Origin of the sequence: Pseudomonas sp. AF32, from assembly GCF_022342325.2 — a bacterium.
Lineage (GTDB): Bacteria > Pseudomonadota > Gammaproteobacteria > Pseudomonadales > Pseudomonadaceae > Aquipseudomonas > Aquipseudomonas uvaldensis.
In genome coordinates this window covers 96,004-121,576 of the sequence record NZ_RQJK02000009.1, presented here as the reverse complement: position 1 = coordinate 121,576, position 25,573 = coordinate 96,004, and the positions used below count along the sequence as shown (strand labels likewise).

The following is a 25,573-nucleotide window of genomic DNA, read 5'->3' as shown; positions in this document are numbered from 1 at the left end:
CATTGGATCTCGGTTGTTCACGAAAATGTTGATCACCGCAATCCCTGTGGGAGCGAGCCTGCTCGCGATGGGCTGCATGGCAGCCCCCCTCAATCGCGCTGCGGCTCGCGAATCCTGTACCAGGCCACATACAGCGCTGGCAGGAACAACAAGGTCAGCAGGGTCGCAATGATGATCCCGCCAATCATTGCGTAGGCCATGGGCCCCCAGAACACCTCCCGCGCAATGGGGATCATCCCCAGGCTCGCCGCGGCCGCCGTCAACAGGATCGGCCGGCGTCGGTGCTCGGTGGCTTCCACCACGGCGTCCCAAGGCGTGTAGCCGGCACGCTCATACTCATCGATCTGGGTCACCAGGATCACCGAGTTACGGATGATGATGCCGATCAACGCGAGGATCCCGAGGATCGCCACAAAGCCCATGGGCGTGCCCGTCGGCACCAGCGCCAGCACCACGCCGATCAAGCCGAGGGGCGCGACACTCGCCACCAGGAACAGCTTCTGCACGCTGTGCAGTTGGATCATCAGGAACGTCGCCATCAAAAACAGCATCAGCGGCACGACGCTGGCAATCGGGCCCTGGGCCTTGCTGCTCTCTTCCACGGTACCGCCGGTGGCGACCTTGTAGCCCACCGGCAGGCCGGCGGCGAATTTATCGATGTCCGGTTGCAGTTGCTTCACCAGGTCGGTGGGTTGGATTTCATCGCGCACGGCGGCCTTGATGGTGATGGTCGGCTTACGGTCACGCCGCCACACCAAGGGTTGCTCCAGTTCATAGCGCACGGTGGCGAATGCCAGCAGCGGAATCGAGGTCCCGCTTGGGGTGACGATCTGCAGGTTCTGCAGGGTTTCCGGCGACCCACGTTCAGCATCCTCGGCACGCCCGACGACGTTGATCAGGTAGATATCATCGTCAACCTGAGTCACCGGCGACCCACTGACGATGCTGTTCATCAACCGGGCGACGTCCTCGGAAGACAAGCCCAGTTGCCGAGCCTTGTCCTGGGCGATGTCGACGCGCAGTACCTTGCCCGGCTCGTTCCAGTCGTAAATGATTTCGCCGATGTGCGAGTTCTTGTCCAACTCAGTGGCCAGTTCGATGGCGTGCTTGCGCACCTGATCGATGTCCTTGCCACTGACCCGATACTGAATCGGCCGTCCCACCGGTGGCCCCATTTCCAGCGACTGCACGTAGCTGCCAATTCCGACGAAGTCTTCGCGCAGACGCTTTTGCAGACGCTCGGTGAGTGCCGTACGCGACTCCAGGCCCTTGCTGACGATCACCAACTGCGCGTAGTACGGGTTCTGCAGTTGCTGGTCCAGCGGCAGGTAGAAACGAATCGCGCCCTCACCGATGTAGGTGCTCCAGCGCGCGATGTCCGGATCGTCCTTGAGGGTCGCTTCCAGGCGGTCGACGGCCTTGCGGGTTTCATCCATCGAAGCGTTTTGCGGCAGGTTGAGGTCCACCAGGATCTCCGGCCGGTCCGAAGAGGGAAAGAACTGGTTCTGCACGAAACGCATACAGAACACCGACAGCACGAACAGCAGCACGGTGATGCCGATGGCCCACCAGCGGTTGCGCATCGCCCACAGCAGACCACCGTTGAACGCCCGACCGATCCGCCCTGGCTCCTTGTCGTGGGGTTTTACGTTGGTGCTGAGGATATGCACGCCGATCACCGGGGCAAACAGCACCGCGACGACCCACGACACCAGCATCGCCACGGCGATCACCGCGAACAGGGTAAAGGTGTATTCGCCGGCGGAGCTGGCGTTCAGGCCGATGGGCACGAAACCCGCCACGGTCACCAGGGTCCCGGTGAGCATCGGGAATGCAGTCGAGGTATAGGCGAACGTGGCGGCCTGTTCCTTGGTTTCGCCTTTTTCAAGGCGCGTGACCATCATCTCCACGGTGATCATCGCGTCGTCCACCAGCAGGCCGAGGGCGATGATCAACGCACCGAGGGAGATCCGCTGCATGGTGATGCCGCTGTACTCCATGAACAGGAAGACCATCGCCAGCACCAGCGGAATCGAGCAGGCCACCACCAGCCCGGCGCGGATGCCCAGGCTGATGAAACTGACCACCAGTACGATCACCACCGCCTCGAACAAGGCACTGGTGAAGCCGCCCACCGCCTCCTTCACCACTTCGGCCTGATCCGACACCGTGTGCACGCCGACGCCCACCGGCAGGTCGGCGGTCAGTTCGTTCATGCGCGCGTGCAGGGCCTTGCCGAATTCCTGGATGTTGCCGCCCTTCTTCATGGCGATGGCCAGGCCAATCGCCGGTGTGCCATTGAAACGAAACATCGGCGTGGCGGGGTCGACGTAACCGCGGCTGATCTCGGCGATGTCGGCCAGTCGATAGAAGCGGTCATTGAGCCGCAAGTTGACGTTGGCCAGGTCTTTCTCCGACTGGAACTGCCCCGAGGTGCGCACGGAAATACGCTCGGGGCCGGCATCGATCACCCCGGCGGGGGTCACTGCGTTCTGCGATTGCAGGCTCTGCACCACCTGGCGCTGGTCGATGCCCAGGGCGGCGAGCTTGCGCGTGGAGAAGTTCAGGTACAGCACCTCGTTCTGCTCGCCGATCATTTCCACCTTGCCCAGACCGGGCACATCGCGGATCTCGGCACGCACTTGCTCCACGTAGTCACGCAACTGGCGCATCGACAGGCCATCGCCGGTAAAGGCATACACCGAACCATAGACGTCGCCGAACTCATCGTTGAACCCAGGTCCTTGCAAGCCCTCGGGAAAGTCACCGCGAATGTCGTTGATCTTCTTGCGCACCTGGTACCAGATCTCGGGAATGTCCTTGGCGCTGGTGGTATCGCGCAGATACACGAACACCGTCGACTCCCCGGGCCGGGTGTAGCTTTTCACATAATCGAGGGAATCGAGCTCCTCGAGTTTCTTCTCGATGCGGTCGGTGACCTGCTTGAGGGTTTCCTCCTGGGTTGCGCCGGGCCAGCGCGTCTGGATGATCATGGTCTTGATGGTGAACGACGGGTCTTCCTCGCGCCCCAGGTTCATGTAGGAAAACACGCCCATCAGCAGCGCAACGAACATCAGGTACCAGACGAATGACTGATGCCGCAGGGCCCATTCGGAGAGGTTAAAGGGCCCTTTCATCGTGCGTCCTCGTCAAGTTTCACTTTCTGCCCCGGCTGGAGGCTGTTCACGCCGGCGCTGACCACGCGGTCGCCGGGCTTGATGCCGTTGGCCACCAGTACCGTGTCGGCCGATCGCTCAAGGATGCGCACATCACGGGGCGAGACGGTCTGGCTCTGCGGGTCGACGAGCCAGATCCGAGCCTTGCCATCGACCTCTTGCAAGGCACTGAGCGGCAGTTCGATCCGTGGTTCGATGGCCGAGCTCAGGGTCACGCTGATGGCCGTGCCCAGACGCAGGCCCGGCGGGGTATCGGTGAGGGTCAGGCGCGCCCGGCGGGTGCGGGTAGCGCTCTGGGCCTGGGGCTCGATCTCACGCACGATGGCGGTGGTGCGGGTGGCCGGGTCCAGTTGCGCGCTGACCTCGAACACCACGTCCTCGGGCAGACGCTCGGCCAGCCCGGCCGGCAGGTCGATCACCGCCTCCTTGACGTCCGGTCGCGCCAGGGTCACCACTTGCTGGCCGGCTGTCACCACTTGCCCGGCCTCGGCGTTCCAGGCGGTAACGATGGCGTCATGGTCGGTCCGCAGTTCGCTGTAGTTGAGTTGGTCGCGGGCCTGCTCCACGGCGGCCCGGGCCTGTTCCAGGGAGGCCCCGGTGGTTTTCAGCTCGGTCTGGGCCATATCCAACTGCGCCTGGGCACCGACGCCCCGGTCGAACAGTTGCTGTTGCCGACGGGCATTGGCCTGGGCATTGATGTACTGCGCCTCGATCCGCGCCAGGTCGCCCTGGGCGGCGCGCAGCTGGTTCTGCTGATCGGTGGGATCGAGGGTGGCGAGCAGGTCGCCCTTCTTCACTTCGGCACCGACATCGACGTTGCGGCTGGCGATCCGTCCCGGCACACGGAAACCGACGTTGCTTTCATAACGTGCCTGGATATTGCCGGCGAACCGTCCCAGCGCCTGTTGATCCAAGGCCCGGACCTCAACTGACAATACCGGGCGCACCGGCTCCGGCGGCGCTTCTTCTTTCGAACAGGCCACGAGCAACAACCCGGCCGAGATCATCCACAAGCGCTTCATGGCTGGGCTCCTGTCGGGGGTTTTTCATAGGTATTTTCGGCAATCTCGACCCGTACGCCGGGGTGCAGCAATTGCCCGCCGGCGGTGACCACTTTTTCGCCGCCCTTGAGGCCGTCGCTGATGATGACCTTGCCGGTCAGGTAGCGCCCGACGGTGACGGTTCGCAATTGTGCCCTGCCCTCGCCGTCCACCAGCCACACGGCCGGCTCCCGGAGGTCCTTGGTCAAGGCTGACCATGGCAGCTCCACCGCAGTCTTGCCGGCGGACTTGGCGGTGGCACTGACCACCGACCCCAGGCGCATGCCTTCGGGCAGATCGTCGAGGGTGACCTTGACCTGCACGGTGCCGGTCTCGGCGGACACCGCCGGGGTGATTTCGCGCACCTTGCCGGTGGTCTGGATCGCGGGGTTGTCCAACAGGCTGATGACAATCGCCGGATCCGAGGGCGGCTCGCTCAGCAAGGATTCGTAGATGTTGAACACCGCATCACGCTCGCCATCGCGGGCCAGGCTGAAAATCGGCTCAGTGGCCTGTACCACCTGACCGACCTCCGCCTGCCGCGCCGTGATGATACCCGGGGCGTCGGCAATCAATGCGGTGTAGCTCAATTGCTCCCGCGCATTGGCCAGTTGAGCCTGGGCAGCCGTCAATGCACTTTGGCTGCTGCGCAGTTGCGCCTGGGCCGCGTCGTATTCGCTCTGGCTGGTGTAGCCCTTGGGCAAGAGCTTCTGCTGGCGCACGAACGCCGCCGCACTCTGCTTGACCCGCGCCTGTTCGGCGGCCACCTGGGCCTCGGCGGAGTCGACATTGGTCTGCAAGTCCCGCGGGTCGAGCCGGGCCAGTACCTGCCGGGCCGAGACACGGTCGCCCACGTCGACCTTGCGTTCGATGATCTTGCCGCCCACGCGGAACGACAGGTCTGTTTTCACCCGAGCCTGGACGTCGCCGGTCAGGGTCACCGAGGCCGCATACTCGGTGGGCATGGCCTGCTGTACGAACACCCGCGGCAACGCTTTTTCCCCGGGCTTTTCGTCACCGCATCCCGCCAACAACACGCAAAAACCCAAGCCAACAACCAGTTTGATTCGGGGACCAGCCATGCAGACTCCTTTGCGTTGTACGGACGTGCCAGTGACGGATACGACTGTGAGCTTAGAACAGGGTTCAACGCACGCACAGTTCCACTGTAGGCGTATCGAGCGAAGCGTGGCGCAGCGATCGACGGTATTTGCAGCGGCTCCGCAAGCAGGCTATTTTTCCTGATGCTGCGGGACAGGTTCCATGAACCTCTCCAAGGAACCGCAGCTTATGGCCAGACTCCCTGAGCCCCCCACAAGGAAGATAAGAATGGCTGACGTTAAAGCCCCGCAGACCCTCGACCCACAAGACATCGTCAAACTGCTGGTAGCGCTGCGCCGGGCGTTGAAGAGACACCCCGTGTAGCCAAAGCGCTTGCATAAAAAAACGCCGACGCTGGTAAAGCCGTCGGCGTTTTTTAATACGTTGTCCGATCAGAACGCCGGCAGTACCGCGCCGCTGTATTTCTTCTCGATGAAGGCTTTCACTTCAGGACTGGTCAGGGCCTTGGCCAGTTTCTGGATGGCCGGGTTGTCCTTGTTGTCAGGACGGGCCACCAGGAAGTTGACGTAGGGCGAATCCGAACCTTCGATCACCAGGGCATCCTTGGCTGGGTTAAGACCCGCTTCCAGAGCATAGTTGGTGTTGATCAGATCCAGGTCAACCTGGTCCAGAACCCGCGGCAGCATGGCCGATTCCAGTTCCTTGAACTTGAAGTTGTGCGGGTTCTTGGCGACGTCTTTCGGCGTGGCCAGGGCGTTTTTCGGATCCTTGAGCTCGATCAGGCCAGCCTTCTGCAGCAGAAGCAGAGCACGCCCGCTGTTGCTGCCTTCGTTAGGCAGCGCGATGGTCGCGCCGTTTGGCAGATCGGCCAGGTTTTTATACTTCTTTGAATAGCCACCGAACGGTTCGACGTGAACGCCTATCACAGTCACCAGATTCGTGCCTTTGCCTTCGTTGAAGTTCTTCAGGTACGGCAGGGTCTGGAAGTAGTTGGCGTCCAGGCGCTTCTGGTCTACCTGTACGTTGGGCTGGACGTAGTCGGTGAAAACCTTGACCTGCAGGTCGACGCCTTCCTTGGCCAGAGCCGGCTTGATCAGTTCGAGGATTTCAGCGTGTGGCACCGGTGTTGCCGCTACCACCAATTTATCCGCCGCCTGGGTCAGGCCCGAGGTCAGGGCTGCCGCCAATGCGGTGAACAACAGAACCTTTTTCATGCAGTGTCCTTATCGAATATCACTGTCGTCATCGACGACGGCCTATGTGAGGTGCCAGCGAAGTGCTATCGCTGGCGTGGTACGGAAGATACCGACATTTTTTATGCCTTAACAATATCTTTTATCGATTCACATATATCAATAATTTATATACGACGCACGTTGCGCGGTATCTTCATGGGAATCGGATATCCGAGCTTCGCTCTCTGATGTCACCGTAGATATCGTGAGGGGCCTCGCCACGCTGAGGGTTACTGGAACCTTCCTCGGTCAGCCCCAGAAACCCTCGGGCTTTTTCAATGTACTTGTCCCTGTCGATTGTGTAGGTGACCCCCTTGATCGGGTAGTGGGCATAACTGACCACATCCTTGGCGGTCAGCACATCTTTGAGATCGTTTTGCACAGCCATGAGGTTGCGCCGTCCCCCACCCCGGATCAAAGGACTCGTCGCCTTGGCATAGCCACCGATGCGCGTCCCGCGCAAGGCATTGCGACGGCCCAATGTCACGGTGTCACCCAGCGAATCGACCGTATTGCGCAAGGCAACCGATGTCCCCCTGCCCAGCAACTTCCCCGTCAGGGACGCGCCGCCGGAGACAGCGCCCAAGGCAAGGCTGGCGTAGCTCAGGACCTGAGTGGCAACGGCATCCGGAGCCGCCTCTTCCAGCACGATCGAGGCTATCGACGCCGCCCCCGACACCACCTCCAGCGTCAAGGCCGCTGCGGCGGAAAACGACATCCCTATCAAGGGTGCGGAAGCACCCAGGGTAACGAGGGTGAACGCAACGGACGCAATCGCGAAAGCCGCGGTCATACCGATCTTGATCCAGCCCCAGGTGGAAATATGGCCGGTCGGATCCCTCAGATTGATCGGGTCCCCAAGACAATAAGCATAGGCATTGAGACCACCGCCATCGAAAGGGCTCCAGCTATCTGGCCGGTGAAATCGCATCAGCATCGGATCGTAGGCCCGATAGCCGTTGCCAAGCAGATAACAGCCGGTCACCGGATCCAGCGGTTCGCCGCCGAGACCGAACAGACGGCCCAACCCATTTGACGCCGAGCGTTGTCCATAGGGCGGATAGGCATGCCGGGTGGTATCGCCATCGGCGAGCACTTGCAGGACGTTACCGCAACCATCGGTCCCGAAGAGCACCGTCTCCCGACCCTCGGACAACGCCAGCAACTGCTGCTCCTCGTGCAGGATGCTTCGGCTGACCTCGCCCGTGACTTCGCTGCTTAACCGCTCCTCATGGTAGAAACGCCGACACGGTTTTTGCCCCGCCCAGTCAACGGCATGCAGTCGGTCTGAGGCGTCGTACCGATAGCGTGCCAATGTCACCCCCGAGTCAGCCGCCCTCACAGTCTCCAGGCGACCCAATTCGTCATAGGCCAACTGGCGTCCCTGGGAATCGTTGAGCAGGTTGCCGTCATCGTCGTACCGGAACGTCGAGTTGGCAGAGGCATAGTCAGGATGGCTGTGGGTTACACCGCTGAGCTGCGTCTTATCCGTCTGCTCATATCGATACGTTGCGGTGTTCTCGCCACCAGGGAAATGCGTGACCACCTGGCGGATGTTATCGAGAAAGTCGTAGGTGTAATCCTGCGCAACGATGACGTTGCCTTGGGCATCCACCGGTGCTTGCTGGCCTTGGCAGGCGTAGCGCGTCAACCGGCCCCGCGGGTCATAGGCAAACGTTTCGACACGCAAGACTGCGCTGGACGTGAGCGTACGCTGGCTGAGCTTGTCGCCCGGACCGAACGACTGGGCCAGTTCGACGACGTCATTTCCCTGGGACGAGGATCGTCGAAGGATTTCCCGGCCAAATTCGTCGTGTACCAGGTCAGCCACCATCGTAAGCCCCGATCGCGGATCGGTGACGGTCATGCATTTGACCTGCTCTTGAGCGTCGTACGCGTACGTGGCGGTGACGCGCTCCTGAGCCGGGACATCGGCGGGGCCCTGGGTGACGCTCGTCAGGCGCCCCGTCCGATCATATAGCCAGGCGCGGACCGTACCGTTGACGTCCGTGTGGAGAATCGGCTTGCCCATCAACGAATAGATTTGTCCGCTTTCGAACCGGTCGAGCGCCGTAACCCACGATTCCTGGCTGAGCCGGCCGGAGGGCCAATACTCCACCCGTCGCTGCACCAGCGCATTGGCCGACTCCTGAAGCAAGCCCGTACGCGGGTCGAACCGATGCCTTGCCGCAACGGGCGCCTGGCTGCCGGAGCGGCTGATGACGCCATCCTCGAGCAAGGGATCGAGGGTGAAGCACAACGTTTTTCCAGCCGCAGTGATCTTCTGCGAAGCGTTCCTGCCGGACCCTTCATAGATCATCCGTTCGGTACGACCGCCACACTGATTGCTGATAATGCGCATCAGCCCGTCATAGGTACGGTTCCCCACCACATAGCCGTTTGCGCTGATCTGGGTGGGATAGTCTCCCTGGCTCTGTGGGGCGTATGTTTTCTGGATCACGGTACCGTCGGGCAGTGTCGTGTCCAGCACACGACCGGCCAAGTCGTAGCTGTAGAGGGTGACCCCACCATCGGACGCCGTTTGCTTGATGCACCGTCCCAGACCATCGTATTCGTAGATGCTCACCTCTTGCACAACGCCCTTCAGGTCCACGCGTTCGACCCGCGATGGTTTCTTCAGCGAGTTGATGACGGTACGGGTCTTGCCGCCGCCCTCCCTCCACTCGGTACGCGTGCGTGCTACCGGGTCGATCTCATCGTGAACGATCACATCCCCACGTCGGCTGGTGCGGTTCCGATGCCCCCACTCGTCGTAACCGTAATGGGTCTGCAGGGTTTTCGGCTCACCGTTGAACCAGTCGGTTTCCTTATCTGATTGCAGACGCCCGAGGCCATCGTATGTCGCCTCATAGATCACGCGCATTGGCGCGCCGGGCATATCGACGTCTTGTTTCTCGACCCTGACGGTGCGACCCAGTCCATCGCAGTGGGTGACCGTCAAGGCGCCGCGGGCATCCTTGACGGCAACGCTGCCCAAACCCTCATCGGACGTGGCGTCCGCCCGATAGAAGAACTGACGGGACGCCGAGCGATCCGTGTCAGGCATTACCGTTTCACGGATCAGTTGCCCCAGCGAGTCATATTCCATGCTGACGGTGTTACCACCGGTTTCACAGGTCTTGATCAACCAGCCACACACGTCATGCCAGTCTTGTCTGCGATGACTCAAGCCTTGTGCGCTAAAGGTCAGGTCGGTGCGAACGTTATCGTTTTCATGCCGATACGCATAACGGTGCTCGCTGCGCACGCCGCCTACGGTTTCGATCTTGCTTTGCAACCGACCATGGAAAACGTCACGAACGTTGTTGATGTATCCCAATCTGCAAGCCACACGCGGCTCGCTGACACCTTCCTCGTACAGGGTTTCGCTGGCGAGCCGGACACAACGGCGGCCAGCCAGTAGCGAGGGCAGTGCACTGTAGGTGTAACGCACCACAGTGGTCGGCGCGGCGGCAAAATCGGCCGAGGCGATAATTGACTTCTGCTTGAGAAAACAGGGAACGCCCAGAGGGCTGGCAGGACACTCCGCACTGCCCTGTGCCGGAAAATACTCATAGACTTCCCGTACCCCGCCCGGACTGGTTTTTTCCAGCAGATTCCCATGTTCGTCATAGGCCGTCAGGGTGACCTCGCTTCGGGTACGGCTGCGGCCCGCGTCTTCGGCCACGCGGGTGTCTACGAAGCTATCGCGCACGACACGCTGCAGCTGGAACTGTGGGGGCTGATCCCTGAACGCTCGATTGGGCACATCGTAGTATTCGATTTCCCGCAGTTGCACCTTGCTGCCGCTGATGGTTCGTTGCGAAATCATCGAGTGGAAGCGATTGTAGGTACGTATGACCCGGGAAGCCTCACGCAGGCCACTTGAACCCGGCTCCATCTGAATCTGCGTGCAGGCGTATTCATAATTGCCGCTGACGTCATAAAGCACATCACGCTCAGCGGACCAACGCATCCCCGAACCATGCCCGAGAAAATTCCTCGTGGAGTATTCGTATCTGTCGATCATCATCGGCTGTCCCCCGCCAGGAATCATGATCGACTCAGTCACAACGGGCAGATAAGGCACCGGCGCCCCGTCCGGCAGCCTATGGCCCTCAGCCTTGTACCTGAGCGCTTGCCGAGCCCCGCCTGGCTGGCGGATTTCAGTCATCAGCAAAAAACCATGGCTGCGCGAATAGTCGAAGGACCAGGTCAACGGGACATTTTCAGCGGTGATCAACCTGATCTGTTCGAGCCTTCCGTTACGCAGTGCAAACAGGTACTGGAGTTTTCTCGTAGGGATATCTGGCCACACGGTAATCGTCGTCGACCTGGACTGGCCATAGTCGACCTGCAGCATCCTCCGATGCTGCCGGTAGACCGCTACCAGCTGCCGTCGACCCACGACGAGACGGTACTCATAACGGGTTTCCTTGCCCTCGGGACTGTATTCCCGGGCGAGCAGCCATTCGTCGTGTGCGCTACCGGGACGGGAAAGCATCTGGATCCGCCCATCGATGTGCTCAATGACCAGCTCACTGCCTTGCACAGTGACGCTCAGGTTATCGAGTTTCTTGTCCTGGAAAGCCGTCTGATTTCCATCGATAAAAAGTTGGTAGGTTTCTCCGTTGGTCAGGGTCAACTTTCGCCTGCGCTGGTCATAGCTGCAGGTGCGCAGCGCCCAACCGGCGCCAAACCCCAGGTCCTGGTCATTGAAGGAATCGTACGCCAGGGTCGCTGATACTTTCGGGCCGACGGCCGCGTCAGCCGGTGCCGCGTCCAGCGCCACGCTGCAACTGCAACTGCCGGTGCGTGGATCGACGCCCGAGCGGACAAAACTGTCGAATTTGAAGGCCGCCGAAGTCAACTGGCCTAGCAGGGATGGAGAAGTACTCATCGGTTCTTCCTTGAACGAATGGTTTTTATAGCCTGGTCACGCGGACCGTCAGCGGATCGTCAGACAGCTCCACGCGCAGCTCATGGAGATTTCCATACATGTCGATCATCTCCAGTGCAGTACTCGTCATAGGGTCTCTCACCCAGACCGGCCCTACTTTCCCGTAGGCCAAAATCAATACAACTCGCCCGTTTTCGCTCCGATGCCTGCCCAGTACATCCGGCCGCTCCCAACGCACCGGACTGCCCGTTCGCATAGATTGACCATTCCCGTATCCAACCAGGTAGTAACCCGAATAACGTTTGTCTGAACTACCGATCCTCAGATGAGCGCCCATGCTGAAATCCGCTACGAATCCCATTCGCTGCTGGTCGACCAGCAGATCCAGCATAAAAAGCTCGACCTTTTCGATATCACCCGTTGAACTGGAGTAGGGAGCCGAAGTGCGATTTAACGAATATTGCTCAGACCGGTAAATTGCCGGCGGAAGAGAGACAAGGGTGAGTGAGCCAAATTCATTCTGACTATCCGATGAAAACGTTTCGCCGCCTGCCCGTGTGATGCGTAACTGCAATTCGATCGGCTTATCGGAGCTGGAGGTTACATAAAAATCCTTGCTATAGACGAACTCCCCCGAGGGCACTGATCCCCGGGCAGGCAGATTTGGAGGGAGTTGACGAAAACGAGTATCTTGTACATCAGTGTATTTCCATACACCGACATCACCGCGATTCCTGTCTTTAATGAGCTCTGCACCCGTATGACCATCGATCAGAACAATGGAATCGATTTCAGCCTGGGTCAGAGGGAGACTACTTCCCATCCAGCTCTGCACCTGGACAAATACCCTTACCATCAACTGCTGGTTGCCGTTGCTGTATAACTGATTACCTCCCGTCACGGAAAAAACCCCAAAATCCTTCAGGCTGTACCACCCCGATGGTTGCAGTGCAACGGAGCTATTATTTTCATAGTTCATTGAAAGTTCTCGACAAGCTGTTAATTGAATCCGGATCAGTTTTTATTCGATCCGCGCATTTGCTTTCGCCATTCAATTAACAACTTCACAGCCCCCACAATCAAGCTCCAAAACCACACAAATTATTTGCAGAACAACTAAAAATCATGCAAACAAAAAGCACTTGCCGAACCAAAACATTAATCCTCACATAATAAAAAACCCTGACAACCTAAAAACCGTCAGGGTTAAATACTCGAAAACCTCAATACACCAATTATTTGCCCGCTGCCGAGAACTCCGTTAAACGCGGCAAATTAAGATGCTCCGGCAATATGTAATCCCCAACGCTCACCAACAACGCAAAATGAATGACGTTCTCCAACTCACGGGTATTGCCGGGCCAACTATGCCGTTCCAGCGCACGTTGCGCCGCTTCGCTGATCAGCGGCACGGCCAGGCCAAGGCGCTGGCTGTAGATGCCCAAAAAATACTCGGCCAGGGACAGGATATCGCCGACCCGTTCGCGCAGGGGCGGCAACTCGAGCCGGCCTTCGCTCAGGTAGTGATACAGCCGGTCATGAAATTTCCCGGCGGCCACTGCTTGCGCCAGGTCGATGCTGGTGGCGGCGACCAGCCGCACATCCACGGGGCTGGGTTGGTGGGCGCCGACGCGGGTGACTTCGTGATTTTCCAGGGCGGCCAGCAATTTGACCTGAATCGGCAGTGGCAGATCGCCGATCTCATCCAGGTACAGCGTGCCGCCATTGGCCGAGCCGAACCACCCGGCCCGGCTGCTGGCTGAGCCGCTATGGCTGCCGGCGGCATAACCGAACAATTCGGCGTCGGCATAGGTCGGGCTGATGGCGCCGCAATTGACTGACACAAACAACCCACCGCGATTGCTCTCGCGATGGATGTGACGGGCCAGCAATTCCTTGCCGGTACCGGTTTCACCGCGGATCAATACCGAGACCGAGCGCGGTGCCAATGTTTCCAGTTCCTGGCGCAACTGCCGCGAACGCGGGTCGACAAACACCAGCGCCTTGGCGCGGATGCTCAGCGGGCTTTTTTCCGAATCGGGAAAGGTCAGCAATGACTGACCGAAATGTTCATGCGAACTCATGGCAGACTCCCGCCCTGCACCGTCGGCGAGACGGGAGGGCATTCACATTCAAGGGCAATTCACGCGCGACGCAGGGCGTGATGCTCCAGGCGGTTTTGCAGACGATAGAGATACGCGAAACCCTGCTCCCAACGCTGGTGACCAGACTTCACATTGATGTGTCCCGCCCCTGACAGAATCCCGGCCTCGGCTCCCCAGTGGCGCGCCAGTTCCAGCGCACGGGGGGCGCTGATGGCAGGGTCGTTGTCGGAACTGACCACTTGGCTTGGGAATGGCAACAGGTCGCAGGGAATCGGCGCGAAATTGCGCAACGCCGGAGCGCAGGCCGGGCGCTCGACATCGGCGGGCGCCACCAGCAACGCCCCACGCACCTGCCCAAGCAGTTGCAACGGCGCAGTGGCGGCCCAGTGGGCAACCGTGATGCAACCCAGGCTATGGGCAATGAGGATCACCGGTGTGCTGTCGGCAGCGATGGCTTCGGCCAGTGCGGCGACCCAGTCTTCGCGCCGGGGCGTCAACCAATCGGCCTGCTCGACCCGGGCGCTGTTGGGCAGGCTGTTCTGCCAGTGGGTTTGCCAATGATTTTCCGGCGATCCTTGCCAGCCCGGCACAATCAGGTAGCGAATCGATTCGTTGCGCATGGGTGCTCTCCTGCGTGTCAGTTCAGGCACGAGTATAGGCAGGAGAGTTATATTCTTTAAGGAATAAGAAGCTATTTATTAATAACCAAAGCCTTAATTGACCCACACCAGGCTGATTATCCGTCACGCCCCTTCCTCAGCAACACATCCAACTGATCCACCACCATCGCCCAATCCGCATCTTCGAGGATTTCATCTTGAAGCAACTGCCGCTGACCCTCGCTCCAGAAAAAGGCATCGGCCAGGTGCAGCCCAGGCTTGAGGGGCGAATGACTGGCGATAAATTGATCGATGCTCTGGGCGTCGTCGGGCAAACCCAATTGTTTGAACAGCGCGGGCAGGCTGTGGACCGGCGTTTCCATGGGGACTCCTGAACTTCAAGGATGGCTGGACGCGTTTCTCTCTTGGCAGTCTAGCCCTTGAATGACCGCCAGACTGTTCGAAATTCGATCAATCCGTGACTCGACTAGACTGTAAGTGAAGTCACCCGCGCAGGTGCTGTGGAGGGTCCGGTGAACATTCGCTGCGTCTTGGTTGCCTTGCTGGTCTTGAGCACACCTGCGTTCGCCACCGACGGCCTCGGGCTGGCGGCCGCCAACCCGGTGGGCTTTTGGTTGATTGCCCTGGGCGCGGCACTGCTGGTGGTTGAAGTGGCCTTGCCCAATTACGGCGTAGCCGGGCTGGGAGGCATTGTCTCGTGTGTCATCGGCGCGATCATCCTGACCAACGCCGACGTGCCTGTGCCCTTGATGATCGGGTTGGGGCTGGTCAGCGCCTTGTTGCTGATCGTCCTGTTGGGTCGTGCATTGAAGACCCGCCCGCGCCAACCTGTCAGCGGCGATGCCGCCCTGTTGGGCAGCGTCGCCACCGTGACCGAGCTGCAGGCCGGTAATCACCACCATGGCTGGGTCCGGTTGGAAGGCGAGCGCTGGCAGGTGGCTTGTGCGACGTCGCTGCGAACCGGGCAAGCGGTACGCGTCATCGCTCGAAAGGGGCTGTTGCTGGAAGTGGCCCCCGCCGATTCACAAGGAGCATGAGATGGGTATGCAAATCGGTTTTACGCTGCTGCTGATACTGTTGATCGCGCTGGCGGCGTCCACCTTCCGGATTCTGCGCGAATACGAACGCGCGGTGGTGTTTCAATTGGGACGGTTCTGGCAGGTCAAGGGGCCAGGGCTGATCCTGCTGATTCCGGTGGTCCAGCAAATGATCCGGGTCGATCTGCGCACCATTGTGCTCGACGTACCGCCCCAGGACGTGATCACCCGCGACAACGTCTCGGTGAAGGTCAACGCGGTGCTGTATTTCCGGGTGCTCGACCCGCAGAAGGCAATCATTCAGGTGGAAAATTTCCTCATGGCCACCAGCCAACTGGCCCAGACCACCCTGCGCGCCGTCCTCGGCAAACACGACCTGGATCAATTACTGGCCGAACGCGAGCAATTGAACGGCGACATCCAGCAGGTACTGGACGCCCAAACCGATGCCTGGGGTATCAAGGTGGCGAACGTCGAAATCAAACATGTGGACCTCAACGAATCGATGATCCGCGCCATCGCCCGGCAAGCCGAAGCCGAACGGGAGCGACGGGCCAAAGTGATCCACGCCGAAGGCGAGCTGCAAGCCTCGGAAAAACTCATGCAGGCCGCGGAAATGCTCGGGCGCCAACCGGGTGCCATGCAACTGCGCTACATGCAGACGCTGGGGTCCATTGCCGGGGACAAGAGCTCTACCATCGTGTTTCCACTGCCGATCGAGTTGCTCAAGGGCATGGCAGAGTTGTCGCCGAACAAGTCGTGAAGGACGCCCATCCCTGTGGCCTCAGGATTTTCTCAGGCACTCAAGCGCTTCGTAGGGCTCCTTGGCCCAATGCATCACCCGTTCGCGCAGTAAAGGCGAAGCCTCCCGACGCTTGTCTTCGCTATCACCGGCAAACGCCTGCAACGGTTGTTTGGCGTGTTGTCCGACTGCCGTGAAAGCCTGTTTGAGTTGTGCATCATCCAGCCGGAAAAAATCCGCCAGCCGCCCCGCCATCGCCCCGGGTAATTCGCCGTAATTGACCGCCATTCCGGCAAATGCCCGGCAGTGCTCCACGCCTGTTTGCAGCAGACGCCCCAGTCGTCGCGGGATGAAATCCTCCTGCCCGGAGAATGGCAATTCATCGTCCAGCACACTTGCTCCGATCATACCGGGCACCATGTGCATGCCGGGACGGCGCACGTGAGAAACGGCGATCTCCACGGGGTCGCGATAGACAAACAGCCAGGGCGTATCGGGAAAGCACTCGCGCAACAGTGGCAGTTCACCGATATTCCAGGCGTCGAGTTTGACTACCAGCCGCTGCTCGATACCTCGTCGGCGTTGCCCGTAGGCCGACAACAACCCCTTGAGCGCCAGGCACCGCTCAGCGTGCGACAAGTCGCAACGCAGCAGGGTATCCAGCGGCGCGGGCTCGGAGATGACGATGTGGTCTTCCAGTTGTGCAAGCATCTGGCTGACCAATGTCGAACCGCATCGGGAGGCGTGGAAAATGAACCCATCGGGCTCAAGGCCAGGACTTTGCCGCTGCCATTGCTCCAGGCTGCTCAAAGGCGTCTGGCGACGAAACACCTGGTTGAACGGCAAGCGCAGGGCCGCTTCCACCGCGTCGCCGAAAAACGGCTGCGACAATCGTCGATCCCCGAACCAGCACCAATCGACCTGCCACTGCCCGCTCTCCTGCCATACGCGGATCGGCAGCCAGCCGTCCAGGTTCAGGCCTTCCATGGCTCACGCCCCTGCCGACGGCCGTTGCCCATGGCCGCGCGCAGTTCTTCGCGAGTGACATGCAGCCCGTACCGGGCAGCCGACTCGATAACGCGTTCGGCGAAAGCCTCTACGTCATGCAACGCCTGCAGGGTCCGGGCAAGTTGGGGATCGGTTTGCACCTGCTGCTGAAAACGCATCAAGTCGCTCTGACCGGCACCAGCGGCCGGTGTGGCAGGCCGCCCTTGGACGATCTGCTGTTCCAGCCATGGGTCAGGACGGCAATCGAGTACCAGGTGGACCCTTGGCAACGTATCCCGATTGTCCACGCGATGGGGTCGCGACAAGTCGAGAAACCAGCACTCGCCGGCCTTCATCGGAATGCGCTGTCCATCCAGCCAGAAATCCACTTCAGGCGGACTGAGCAAGGGGATGTGCAGGCGCAGGTCACCGTCCGGCCCGCCCAAGTCATAGTCACGGTGCTCGTGAATCCGTCCGCCGGGCCCAAGTCGCAGCAATCGGGCCGAGATGATATCCAGAGGCCAATCACGCAACGCTTCCTGCCAACGACCGTCAGCTGTCCAGGGCGCCCGGAACAAGGGCTGTCCGCGTCCGGGTGACAATTCGGTCAACGCATCGGCTGCCGAAACCAGCGCCACGCCACTCCAGTCGCCGGTGTGGTAGGCATGGTTGAAATGCCCCCGCCAGCTCTCGTCTTCAATGGCCGCCAGCGCTTGCAACAGCAAGGGCAGGTTCACCGTCACCGGCAGCCGTGAGAACGCAGGACGCGTCATGGCAGTGCCCTGTCAGGGCGTCACCGCTGCCTTGGGTATCGTGATGTCGCCCTGTGCCCAGGCGGCTTCACGATTGGCCAGTGCCGTGGCAATCGACTGCACCTCGGTGGATTTCACTTCGTCGGGCAACGGGTCGAGGCCGGCGCTGGCGAAGATCTGGCCATAGGCGTTGCGCAGATCCGCATAGGACAGGTCCCGTCGCAGATCGGCCTGCAGGGTATTGAGCTCGCCCTGGATCAGGTCCAGTTCGCCGATGCCGGCGGCCTGATGACGGCTGCGCAATTGACCGACGATTTGCCCGTCGATGTCCGACAGTTGCTGGTTGGTCTTGAACTGGCGCAGCGCATCACGGTAATTGGCATTGGCGACATACAGTTGCGCCAGCACCGCAATCGACATCGCCTGGCGACGCGCCGCCGCCACTTCTTCACCGGCCTTGGCCACGTCGATGGCCGCCGGCGCGGAGATCACATTGAACAGGTTCCAGGTGACTTTCACGCCATAGTCGGCCCAGCCCTGCTCCACCAGGAACGAGTTGCTGTCGTAATGCCCGCCGGCAGAAAACTCCAGCCCCGGCAACAGGCGCAGCATGGCCTTGCGGGTCTCGGCGGCAGTGATACGTGTCTGGTAGTCCTGCTCGCGCAGTTCAGGGCGGCTGGTCAGGGCCTCCTGTTCCAGACGAGCCATGTCGACCTTCAGTTCCGGGATCTCGTATTCATCCGGCGTCGCCAAGGTCAATTCGGTGCCCAGCGGCAAGTTGATCAGGGTCGCCAGTTCGGTCTTGGCCAGGGACAACGCGCGCCGTTGCTCTTCGAGCTGGCGGGTCGCCTGGATCAGCGAACGCTGATAACCCAAGGCTTGCACCGGGTCACCGATGCGCTGCTCGCTCATGCTCTGGCTGTTGTTGCGCGCCGCCTCGACACGGGCCATCAGGCTGTCGATCTGCTTGAGCAACCGCTCGGCGGCCATGGCTCGCCAGTAGGCCGAGCGCACGTCCTGGACAATGGTGTTGATCACCTTGCGCCGGCGCTCCTGAACGATCAGGCGCTGGTCGCCGGCCTGCTTGGCGCTGATGTAGCTGACGCCGAAGTCGAGCACGTTCCAGACCATGGTCAGGTCCGCCACTTCACGGTCGCGGTCCTGGGAGGTCGACGGTTCCAGGGACTGGGTACCGGTCTCGACGCTCTGGCTACTGGAGGCGTTGACGTTGTTACGACCGACATAACCCGCGTCCAGCGCCATGCGCGGCAGCATGTCGAAACTGGCCAGGTCCAGTTGTCGCTTGGCCAGGGCCTCCTCCATGACCTTCAGGCGGCCTTCCAGGTTGTACTTCACTGCCCGGGCCATGGCCTGGTGCAGGGTCAGCGGACCACTGAGGGGTTCCTGATCCTTGTACATGTTCTGCAAGTCGGTCCTGGCGCGTTGTTCACTGGCGCTGCGATCGATCGGCTCACTGGTAACTGCACAGCCGCTGACCACCAACGCCAGCAGACTCATACCGAATAACTTCTGACTTCTATTCATTCCCTGGATTGCCCCTGGCTGCCGCACAATTTTTTTTGAATTCTTCAGGCCAGTACCCGACTGATACCCACCTGTTGTAGAGCCGTTGCCAGGCTGTCGACCTGACGCTGTTCAGTGTCCTTGAGGTACTGCAATTGCTGGCCCAGAGTCGGTGCTCCGAACATTCCCCGCACCCCCTGGGACACATCCCCGCCCTGCATCGACGGGTTGTCGAAGGCGTCCAACGACTCGCTTTCGGAACCGGAATCCTGGTTGAACAGGCTCGAGATCGTGCTGATGCCAAACACACCGCCATCGCCGCCCCCAAAGCCCAGGAACCCATGCCCCGAGCCATCGCCGCCGGCGTCGTTGCTGAAGACCTGGGCGATATAGCTCGGTGCCAGTTCGCCACGGTTGATGAAGATGTCGCCTATCGGCCGCAGGCCGCCGCCCACATCCCGCTGCTCAAACAACGGAGGGAAGCCCAACGGCGATCCCAGGTCGCCTGTCGGCGGGTTAAAGATGATCGGCTGCAACGGCACGTCGGACGGCGGAACGACCGTCACCGGGTCCGTTGTCAAAAACTCCGGTGGTGGCTTCACGTCGTTAGGCACCACGGTGTCGATCGCATAATTGTTGGACACCGCCACACTGGCCCCGGCATTGCCCGACAGATCGCTGACATTACTGGTGTCCAAGGCGATGAAGTTGCTCGGGTCGGTGAGATTCACCGTCGGCGTGAACGTCGCGGTCCAGGTCCTGCCGCCATCGCTGGTGGTCAGGTTGGTCAGTTCACCGTTGGTGACGCTGAGGTCCGACAGGTCGAAATCAGTCACCGCCTCGCTGAAGGTGAACGTCACCTGGGTCGTCTGGCCGACGCCCAGGTTCGGATTGGCGACGACAATGGTCGCAGTCGGCCGGGTGGCGTCGAGCGCATAGTTGCCGGAGATGGCGATGCCCACACCGGCATTGCCGGCGACGTCCTGCACCGTACTGGCATCGAGCAGGATCAGGTTGGTGGTGTCGCTGACGCCTGCTGTCGGCGTCAGGGTCGCGGTCCAGGTCAGGCCGCCGTCACTGCTGGACAGATTGGACAACACGCCATTGGCAACGCTGAGGTCCGACAGGTCGAACCCGGTCACCGCTTCGGTGAAGCTGATGGTCACGGTAGTGGTCTGGCCGATGCCCAGGGTGCTGTCGCCCACCACGATGGTGGCGCCTGGACGTACTGTGTCGACTACGTAGTTGTTGGAATCCACCACGCCGATACCGCTGTTGCCCGACACGTTGGTCACGCCGCTGGTGTCCAGGCTGATCAGGTTGCTGGTGTCGCTGACACTGGTTGCCGGCGTGAAGGTGGCGGTCCAGGTCACTCCGCCATCGGACGACGAAACGTTGCTCAACGTGCCGTTGGCAACGCTCAGGTCCGAATTGTCGAAACCGCTGACCGCTTCCGAGAAGGTGATAGTCACCAGGGAGGTTTCGCCCACTGTGAGCGAGCTGTCCGCAACCACGACAGTGGCCGTCGGCACTCGGGTCTCGACCGCGTAGTTGGCCGAATTGGTAGTACCGGTCCCGGCATTGCCGGCCGCGTCGCTCACGCCGGTATTGTCCAGCGTGATGAGGTTGGTGGCGTCACTCACGCCCACGGTCGGCGTGAAGGTGGCGGTCCAGGTGATGCCACCGTCACTGCTGCTGACCGCACTCAGGGTGCCGTTGGCGACACTGAGGTCATCGTTGGTAAAACCGGTCACCGCTTCGCTGAAGGTGATGGTCACCTGTGCGGTTTCACCCGGCCTCAACGTCGAATCGCTCACCACAATCGTGGCAACCGGCCGTTGGCTGTCGAGGCTGTAATTATTGGAAGTGGTCGTGCCGCTACCCACGTTGCCCGCCAGGTCGGCGACACCGCCATTGGCGAGGGTGATGACGTTGCTGGTGTCTGTGATACCAGCGGTCGGCGTGAAAGTGGCCGTCCACGTGATGCCGCCATCGCTGCTGCTCAGTCCGGAGATCGAACCGTTGGCGACCGTCAGGTCGGCGCTGGTGAAACCGGTCACCGCCTCGCTGAAGGTAATGGTCACCAGCGAGGTTTCGCCAGCGGCAATGGCCGTGTCGGCGACGACGATAGTCGCGGTAGGACGCACGGTATCGACGGCGTAATTGTTGGAGTCGGTCGTGCCGACGCCGGCGTTGTTCGCACCGTTGCGCACCCCGGTATTGTCCAGGGTAATCACGTTGCTGGTATCGGAAATACCGACGCTCGGGGTGAAGGTCGCCGTCCAGGTGACGCCGCCATCGGAAGACGAAACGTTGCTCAGCGTCCCGTTGCTGATCGTCAGGTCACTGTTATCGAAACCGTTCACCGCTTCGTTGAAGGTGATGGTCACCAGCGACGTCTCGCCAATACGCAACGACGAGTCGCTCACCACGATGGTCGCCGTCGGCACGTTGGTGTCGACCTGGTAGTTGTTGGAGCTGGTCGTGCCGGTACCGGTGTTGCCCGCCGCGTCGTTGATGCCGGCGTTGTTCAGCACGATGACGTTGGTGGTGTCGACGACGCCCAGGGCGGGGGTAAAGGTAGCGGTCCAGGTGATGCCGCCATCGCTGCTGCTGACTGCACTCAGCGTGCCGTTGGCGACGGTCAGGTCAGAATTGTCGAAACCGCTGACCGCCTCACTGAAGGTGATGGTCACCAACGAAGTTTCACCGACACTCAACGCCGTATCGGCGACGACGATGGTGGCGGTCGGACGCTGGGTATCGACCGCGTAATTGTTGGAGTCCGTGGTGCCGCTTCCGGCGTTGCCCGCCCCGTCCGTGACGCCTGTGTTGTCCAGTGTGATCAGGTTAGTGGTATCGGAGACGCCGACCGATGGGGTGAACGTCGCGGTGTAGGTGATGTTGTCGCTGGTGCTCAACCCGCTCAGCACGCCGTTGGCAGCGGTCAGGTCGGCCAGGGAGAAACCGGTGACGGCTTCGCTGAAGGTAATGGTGACCACCGACGTTTCGCCCAAGCTCAGCGTGCTGTCGGCGACCACGATGGTGGCGGTCGGACGCACGTTGTCGATGGCGTAGTTGTTGGAATCGGTGGTCCCGCTGCCGGCGTTGCCCGCGGCGTCAGTCACCCCGGTGTTGTCCAGGGTGATCAGGTTCGTGGTGTCGCTGATGCCAGCCGTCGGCGTTAAGGTTCCCGTCCAGGTAATGCCGCCGTCGGCGCTGCTCAGACCGGTGACCGTGCCGTTGGCGACCGTCAGGTCGGCGGTGGTCAGGCCCGTTACGGCTTCGTTGAACGTGATGGTCACCAGTGAAGTTTCACCCACGCTCAGCGCCGCATCGGCGACCACGATGGTTGCAGTCGGGCGCTGGGTGTCGATCGCGTAATTGTTCGAGTTGGTGGTGCCGGTGCCGGCGTTGCCGGCCGCGTCCACCACACCGGTATTGGCCAGGATGATCAGATTGGTCGCATCAGTGACGCTGGCGCTCGGCGTCAGGGTCGCGGTCCAGGTGATGCCGCCGTCGCTGCTGCTCAATCCGCTCAAGGAGCCATTGGCCACGATCAGGTCGGCCAGCGTAAAGCCTGTTACGGCTTCGCTGAAGGTGATCGTCACCAAGGAGGTTTCACCGGCATTCAGCGCAGTATCGGCCACCACGATGGTGGCGGTGGGGCGCAGGGTGTCGATGGCGTAGTTGTTCGAATCGGTGGTGCCGGTGCCGGCGTTGCCCGACAGATCGGCGATGCCGCTGTTGGTCAGTGTGATCAGGTTGGTGGTGTCGCTGATGCTGGCGGTCGGGGTCAGTGTCCCGGTCCAGGTAATACCGCCGTCGGCACTGCTCAACCCGGTGATCGTGCCGTTGGCGACCGCCAGGTCGGCGGTGGTAAAACCGCTGATCGCCTCGCTGAAGGTGATGGTCACCAGCGAGGTTTCGCCCACGCTCAGCGCCGTATCGGCGACCACGATGGTGGCCGTTGGACGTGCGGTGTCGATGGCATAGTTGTTCGAGTTGGTCGTACCCACACCGGCATTGCCCGACAGGTCGGCGACACCGGCGATGTTCAAGACCACCAGATTGGTCGTGTCGGTGACGCTGGCGTCCGGCGTCAGGGTCGCCGTCCAGGTAATACCGCCGTCGGCGCTGCTCAGGCCGCTGAGGGTACCGTTGGCAACCGTCAGGTCGGCCGTGGTGAAGCCAGTCACCGCCTCGCTGAAGGTAATGGTCACCAGGGACGTTTCGCCCGCGCTCAGCGCCGTATCGGCGACTACGATGGTGGCGGTAGGCGCCACGGTGTCGTTGACCACGTAATTGTTCGAGTCGGTGGTGCCCACGCCGGCGTTGCCGGCCAGGTCCGCGACACCGGTGTTGTTCAAGGTGATGATGTTGGTGGTGTCGGCGATGTTGCTGGCGGCGGTCAGCGTACCGGTCCAGGTGACGCCGCCATCGCTGCTGGTCAAGACGCCGACGGTACCGTTCTGCACCGTCAGGTCGGACGCGGTGAGACCCGTCACGGCCTCGGAGAAGGTGATGGTCACCAACGAGGTGCCGCCGGAATTCAGGTTGGTGTTGGCCACCACGACGGTCGCGGTGGGCGGGGTCTCGTCCGGTACATAGTTGGTGTTGATGGTGCCACCGTCTCCGTAGACATTGGCCACCGACGCCGGAGAAGTGCCTGCAGTGCCGGCGCTGGTGCCACCGACGCCACTGCCGCCGACGTTGCCGGACAGCGCCGCGAAGTTGGCGGCCGTGATCAGGATCGCGCCTTTGTTCCAGATGGCGCCGACACCGACACCGCCGGCGCCGCCCGTGTGGGTATAGCCACCACCGGCACCACCGCCACCGCCGCCGCCACCGGCACCGACGTTGTTGGAAATCACCGAGTTGCCGATAATCCGCAAGGTCGCACCGGTGTCATTGTAGATACCACCCACGGCGCCACCACCGGCGCCGCCGATATTGTTATAACCGTCACCGCCACCACCGCCACCGATGGACAAACCGGCGCTGGCCGCCGTCCCGCCGGCCGAGCCGGTGCTGTAGCCCGGATACGCGGCACCGCCCGCGCCGCCGGTGGAGGAGCCGCCACGCCCGCCCATATTGAAGAATCCGCCACCGGCACCGCCCTGGCCGGTCGATCCCACCGATCCCGTGGCATTGAGCGTATCGCCGCCCCGCCCTCCCGTACCGCTACCGATCGCGCCACCGCCACCGCCGCCGCCACCGGCGTATTGCGGCGTCACACCGCCGCCGCCACCGCCACCCGACGCGGCGTTCGCGGTTACCGTGACGTTCCTGAGGGTCAAGGTACCCGCGTTGTAGATACCACCGCCCTTGGCGACTGCCGCATCGACGCCGCCATTGCCACCGTCGCCCGCCACCAGGCCGCGGGTGATCACCAGGCCATCGAGGGTCGCGGTCGTACCGGACGTCACACTGAGCACCTGGGTGCGAAATTGCCCATCGAGGGTGACATCGGCCACGTTGTCGTTATTGAGGTCGCCATCGATGGTCACGTTCCTGTTGACCACCAGCACCTGGGTCAGCGCGACGGTCATGCCGCTGCTGAAGGTGACAATGTCACCGTTCTGCGCCGAAGCCAGGGCCGCACGCAGGGAGCCGACACCGGTATTGGCGTTGTTGGTGGCGGTCCAGGTAGCGAGACCCCATTGGTAATCGCCCATCGCATCGGCCGAGAGCGTATTGGCGCTTTCGATGTTGCCGGTGGCGATTTCCAGGTCCCAGTCGCCGCCCAGACCAGTACGGTCGTTGGATGCCGCCACGTCACGTCCGGTCAGCTGCGCCAATGAATCCACGAAGCTCAACCCACGGTCGCCCTCGGCGGTGTAGCAGCCGTAGATCAGGATATCGCCCCCAGCGTTCATGTCCTGGCCGATTTGCGCCAGTACTTCGCTGCGGGCCTGGACATTGTCAGCCGACAGGTAGCTGTTGCCCAACCACAAGTCCCCGGCATTGCCGTGGGCGATGATCTGCACCGAGCTCACACCCTGGTGAGTATCCAGGTAGTCGGCGATCTGCTGCAGGCCGTCCTTGGTGGCATCCAGTTGCACCACCTCGGTACCGGGCGCCACGCCTTCGAGCAGGTTGGCGGCGTCCTTGACCCGGGAATCGACAAACACCACGGACTTGCCGGGCACGGCAGTCTGGGTGGCGTCGACCTGCCCCTGGGGTGCGTGGCTGTCGGCCGGCTGGTCGGCGGTGGGTGTCTTGGCTGCGTCGGCGGTGGGAGTGGCGTCCGGCTGCGCGGCATCGGCCACGGTAGCGGCCACCGCCCCGTCGAACAGCATCCGCGGTTCCAGGGACATGATCATTGGCGATGCCAGGGCCTGAGTGCCCTCGGTTACCCGCGATTTGCCTTTGCTCCACCACATGACGATC

General features: G+C 61.4%; 14 protein-coding genes and 1 pseudogene. 2 read left to right on the top strand and 13 right to left on the bottom strand.

The window, feature by feature from the left end:
• Window positions 1–89: 89 nt before the first annotated feature.
• The 9 genes and pseudogenes from EGM97_RS10890 to EGM97_RS10850 form a co-directional block, all read right to left on the bottom strand.
• Window positions 90–3,137: an efflux RND transporter permease subunit gene (locus EGM97_RS10890; protein WP_238962455.1), complete on the bottom strand. Its 3,048-nt coding sequence runs from the start codon at window positions 3,135–3,137 to the stop codon at window positions 90–92.
• Complete coding sequence (locus tag EGM97_RS10885) at window positions 3,134–4,198, bottom strand: efflux RND transporter periplasmic adaptor subunit (RefSeq protein WP_238962454.1); 1,065 nt, start codon at window positions 4,196–4,198, stop codon at window positions 3,134–3,136. The genes EGM97_RS10890 and EGM97_RS10885 overlap by 4 nt, the downstream gene beginning before the upstream one ends.
• Complete coding sequence (locus tag EGM97_RS10880) at window positions 4,195–5,298, bottom strand: efflux RND transporter periplasmic adaptor subunit (RefSeq protein ID WP_238962453.1); 1,104 nt, start codon at window positions 5,296–5,298, stop codon at window positions 4,195–4,197. The genes EGM97_RS10885 and EGM97_RS10880 overlap by 4 nt, the downstream gene beginning before the upstream one ends.
• Window positions 5,299–5,709: 411 nt before the next feature.
• Complete coding sequence (locus tag EGM97_RS10875) at window positions 5,710–6,492, bottom strand: MetQ/NlpA family ABC transporter substrate-binding protein (protein ID WP_238962452.1); 783 nt, start codon at window positions 6,490–6,492, stop codon at window positions 5,710–5,712.
• Window positions 6,493–6,667: 175 nt separating this feature from the next.
• Window positions 6,668–11,413: an RHS repeat domain-containing protein gene (locus EGM97_RS10870; protein ID WP_238962451.1), complete on the bottom strand. Its 4,746-nt coding sequence runs from the start codon at window positions 11,411–11,413 to the stop codon at window positions 6,668–6,670.
• Between the two features lie 25 nt (window positions 11,414–11,438).
• The gene (locus EGM97_RS10865) at window positions 11,439–12,392 is read right to left on the bottom strand and encodes a hypothetical protein (RefSeq protein WP_238962450.1); all 954 of its coding nucleotides are present in this window, start codon (window positions 12,390–12,392) and stop codon (window positions 11,439–11,441) included.
• A gap of 289 nt (window positions 12,393–12,681) precedes the next feature.
• Window positions 12,682–13,497: pseudogene (locus tag EGM97_RS10860) on the bottom strand (sigma 54-interacting transcriptional regulator); the annotation flags it as partial.
• 59 nt (window positions 13,498–13,556) lie between these two features.
• Complete coding sequence (locus EGM97_RS10855) at window positions 13,557–14,138, bottom strand: alpha/beta hydrolase (protein ID WP_238962449.1); 582 nt, start codon at window positions 14,136–14,138, stop codon at window positions 13,557–13,559.
• Window positions 14,139–14,254: 116 nt separating this feature from the next.
• On the bottom strand, window positions 14,255–14,500 hold the full coding sequence (locus EGM97_RS10850) for a DUF2789 domain-containing protein (protein ID WP_238962448.1): 246 nt from the start codon (window positions 14,498–14,500) through the stop codon (window positions 14,255–14,257).
• 150 nt (window positions 14,501–14,650) lie between these two features.
• On the opposite strand from EGM97_RS10850, the gene EGM97_RS10845 reads away from it, so the two are divergent.
• Both EGM97_RS10845 and EGM97_RS10840 read left to right on the top strand, forming a co-directional pair.
• Window positions 14,651–15,175, top strand: a complete 525-nt coding sequence (locus EGM97_RS10845; protein WP_238962447.1) for an NfeD family protein — start codon at window positions 14,651–14,653, stop codon at window positions 15,173–15,175.
• Window position 15,176: 1 nt separating this feature from the next.
• Window positions 15,177–15,938 (top strand): slipin family protein, encoded by a 762-nt coding sequence (locus tag EGM97_RS10840; protein WP_238962446.1) that lies wholly within the window; start codon window positions 15,177–15,179, stop codon window positions 15,936–15,938.
• A gap of 21 nt (window positions 15,939–15,959) precedes the next feature.
• Here EGM97_RS10840 and EGM97_RS10835 read toward each other — a convergent pair whose 3' ends face one another.
• Genes EGM97_RS10835 through EGM97_RS10820 form a run of 4 tightly spaced genes read right to left on the bottom strand, consistent with a single transcriptional unit; the run spans window position 15,960 to window position 25,566 of the window.
• Window positions 15,960–16,904 carry a sulfotransferase family protein gene (locus EGM97_RS10835; RefSeq protein WP_238962445.1) on the bottom strand — a complete coding sequence of 315 codons (945 nt, stop codon included), beginning with the start codon at window positions 16,902–16,904 and terminating at the stop codon, window positions 15,960–15,962.
• Window positions 16,892–17,677, bottom strand: coding sequence for an aspartyl/asparaginyl beta-hydroxylase domain-containing protein (locus tag EGM97_RS10830; RefSeq protein ID WP_238962444.1), 786 nt, complete (start codon window positions 17,675–17,677; stop codon window positions 16,892–16,894). Before EGM97_RS10830 ends, EGM97_RS10835 begins: the two co-directional genes overlap by 13 nt.
• Window positions 17,678–17,689: 12 nt before the next feature.
• On the bottom strand, window positions 17,690–19,201 hold the full coding sequence (locus tag EGM97_RS10825; protein ID WP_238962443.1) for a TolC family protein: 1,512 nt from the start codon (window positions 19,199–19,201) through the stop codon (window positions 17,690–17,692).
• Window positions 19,202–19,245: 44 nt separating this feature from the next.
• Window positions 19,246–25,566, bottom strand: coding sequence for an Ig-like domain-containing protein (locus tag EGM97_RS10820; RefSeq protein WP_238962442.1), 6,321 nt, complete (start codon window positions 25,564–25,566; stop codon window positions 19,246–19,248).
• Between the last annotated feature and the right edge of the window lie 7 nt (window positions 25,567–25,573).

Excerpts from the sequence above, each read along its gene's own strand:
- EGM97_RS10875 (WP_238962452.1), bottom strand. The coding sequence starts at position 6,492 with ATGAAAAAGGTTCTGTTGTTCACCGCATTGGCGGCAGCCCTGACCTCG.
- EGM97_RS10865 (WP_238962450.1), bottom strand. The coding sequence starts at position 12,392 with ATGAACTATGAAAATAATAGCTCCGTTGCACTGCAACCATCGGGGTGG.
- EGM97_RS10830 (WP_238962444.1), bottom strand. The coding sequence starts at position 17,677 with ATGACGCGTCCTGCGTTCTCACGGCTGCCGGTGACGGTGAACCTGCCC.
- EGM97_RS10870 (WP_238962451.1), bottom strand. The coding sequence starts at position 11,413 with ATGAGTACTTCTCCATCCCTGCTAGGCCAGTTGACTTCGGCGGCCTTC.
- EGM97_RS10850 (WP_238962448.1), bottom strand. The coding sequence starts at position 14,500 with ATGGAAACGCCGGTCCACAGCCTGCCCGCGCTGTTCAAACAATTGGGT.
- EGM97_RS10855 (WP_238962449.1), bottom strand. The coding sequence starts at position 14,138 with ATGCGCAACGAATCGATTCGCTACCTGATTGTGCCGGGCTGGCAAGGA.
- EGM97_RS10885 (WP_238962454.1), bottom strand. The coding sequence starts at position 4,198 with ATGAAGCGCTTGTGGATGATCTCGGCCGGGTTGTTGCTCGTGGCCTGT.
- EGM97_RS10825 (WP_238962443.1), bottom strand. The coding sequence starts at position 19,201 with ATGAATAGAAGTCAGAAGTTATTCGGTATGAGTCTGCTGGCGTTGGTG.
- EGM97_RS10840 (WP_238962446.1), top strand. The coding sequence starts at position 15,177 with ATGGGTATGCAAATCGGTTTTACGCTGCTGCTGATACTGTTGATCGCG.
- EGM97_RS10820 (WP_238962442.1), bottom strand. The coding sequence starts at position 25,566 with ATGTGGTGGAGCAAAGGCAAATCGCGGGTAACCGAGGGCACTCAGGCC.
- EGM97_RS10835 (WP_238962445.1), bottom strand. The coding sequence starts at position 16,904 with ATGGAAGGCCTGAACCTGGACGGCTGGCTGCCGATCCGCGTATGGCAG.
- EGM97_RS10880 (WP_238962453.1), bottom strand. The coding sequence starts at position 5,298 with ATGGCTGGTCCCCGAATCAAACTGGTTGTTGGCTTGGGTTTTTGCGTG.
- EGM97_RS10890 (WP_238962455.1), bottom strand. The coding sequence starts at position 3,137 with ATGAAAGGGCCCTTTAACCTCTCCGAATGGGCCCTGCGGCATCAGTCA.